General features: G+C 53.3%; 2 tRNA genes and 2 rRNA genes (1 of these 4 only partly in view). All 4 read right to left on the bottom strand.

Annotation, left to right across the window (positions count from 1 at the left end):
- Positions 1-1,200: ribosomal RNA gene (locus PLJ10_08460) — 23S ribosomal RNA — on the bottom strand; the annotation flags it as partial.
- A gap of 149 nt (positions 1,201-1,349) precedes the next feature.
- Positions 1,350-1,425: transfer RNA gene (locus PLJ10_08455), tRNA-Ala, on the bottom strand.
- A gap of 26 nt (positions 1,426-1,451) precedes the next feature.
- Positions 1,452-1,528 (bottom strand) — tRNA-Ile (locus tag PLJ10_08450).
- 114 nt (positions 1,529-1,642) lie between these two features.
- Positions 1,643-2,122, bottom strand: a 16S ribosomal RNA gene (locus tag PLJ10_08445); it runs 1,025 nt beyond the window's last position.

Raw genomic sequence — 2,122 nt, 5'->3', positions numbered from 1 at the left:
CTATTACGCACTCTTTAAATGAATGGCTGCTTCTAAGCCAACATCCTGGTTGTTTTTGCGGTTATACTTCGTTTTCCACTTAGCGTAAATTGGGGACCTTAGCTGGCGGTCTGGGTTGTTTCCCTCTCGAGCATGGAGCTTATCCCCCATGTTCTCACTGCCGTGATACCATCCACGGTATTCGGAGTTTGGTTGGGTTCAGTAGTCTGGTGAGACCCCTAGCCCATCCAGTGCTCTACCCCCGTGGATTACTTCACGACGCTGCCCCTAAAGGCATTTCGGGGAGAACCAGCTATCACCGAGTTTGTTTAGCCTTTCACCCCTACCCACAGCTCATCCAAGGCGTTTTCGACCGCCATTAGTTCGAGCCTCCATCCCCTGTTACAGGGACTTCACTCTGGCCATGGGTAGATCACACGGTTTCGGGTCTACTCCACGCAACTTAACGCCCTATTCGGACTCGCTTTCGCTACGGCTTCGGACAAAAAGCCCTTAACCTTGCTACGTAGAGTAACTCGCCGGCTCATTATGCAAAAGGCACGCGATCAGGCATTGATGGCCGAAGCCATCCATAGCCCTCTCACTGATTGTAGGCATGTGGTTTCAGGTTCTATTTCACTCCCCTGTTCGGGGTGCTTTTCACCTTTCCCTCACGGTACTGGTTCACTATCGGTCACCGAGGAGTACTTAGCCTTAGGAGATGGTTCTCCCAGATTCACGCAGGCTTCCACTTAACCCGCGTTACTTGGGGTATTATCCAGAGGACAGTTCCCTTTTCGTGTACAGGGCTATCACCTTCTATGGCCCGACTTATCCAGTCGTGTTCCACTAAGGGACTGTTTTATAACCTCTTGGAACGTCCAGAAACGTTCCGGGATAACCCCACAACCCCGCTGACACAACGGTTCTGGCCTTTGACATGCCAGCGGTTTGGGCTGGTCCGCTTTCGCTCGCCACTACTCACGGAGTCGCTAATTGCTTTCTTTTCCTCCGGGTACTGAGATGTTTCACTTCCCCGGGTTGGCCGCCATTAGCCTATGTATTCAGCTAAGGCTCACCGGCATTCACCGGTGGGGTTTCCCCATTCGGAGATCCACGGATAATCTTGCTTCCAGATACCCGTGGCTTATCGCAGGTAGCTACGTCCTTCATCGCCTCTCGGTGCCAAGGCATCCACCACAAGCCCTTAGTAGCTTGGTCAAAACTTGACCTACTTCTTCTTGATATCGAAGAAGAGCAACCTACGGCTCATGCAGGTTTTTATTCTTGGTTACCCTTGCATTCAACTGTCAAATAGCGTTGGCGACTAATGTTATCCAGTAGTCGCAAAACTTTTTACGTTCATGAGTTGGTGGAGATGATCGGACTCGAACCGACGGCCTCAGGCTTGCAAAGCCCGCGCTCTCCCAACTGAGCTACATCCCCAACGATATATCTGAACCTGAAAAGCGTGGTGGGCCCGAGTAGAATCGAACTACCGACCTCACGCTTATCAGGCGTGCGCTCTAACCATCTGAGCTACGGGCCCTTTTGGTCATCCCACGACACGCGCCATGAACGTTGAATACGATGCATGTCTAAAACGGTCTTACGTCGACCTTAGGTCGATCTGCGATAGCAGAGACCTTAGGATACTCCTTAGAAAGGAGGTGATCCAGCCGCACTTTCCAGTACGGCTACCTTGTTACGACTTCATCCCCCTCACCAAGCACACCTTCGGCACCTCCCTCCCTTGCGGGTTGGGCCAGTGACTTCGGGTGCACCCAGCTCGGGTCATGTGACGGGCGGTGTGTACAAGGCCCGGGAACGTATTCACCGCGCCATGGCTGATGCGCGATTACTAGCGATTCCGACTTCATGGAGTCGAGTTGCAGACTCCAATCTGAACTGAGGCCGGCTTTTTGAGATTAGCTCCACCTCGCGGTATTGCGTCTCATTGTACCGACCATTGTAGCACGTGTGTCGCCCCAGGCGTAAGGGCCGTGATGACTTGACGTCGTCCCCACCTTCCTCCCGCTTATCGCGGGCAGTCCCCTTAGAGTGCCCGGCCGAACCGCTGGCAACTAAGGGCAAGGGTTGCGCTCGTTGCGGGACTTAACCCAACATCTCACGACACGAGCTG

This window comes from Candidatus Hydrogenedens sp. (genome assembly GCA_035361075.1).
GTDB lineage: Bacteria > Hydrogenedentota > Hydrogenedentia > Hydrogenedentales > Hydrogenedentaceae > Hydrogenedens.
This window is presented reverse-complemented; position numbering and strand designations above follow the sequence as displayed.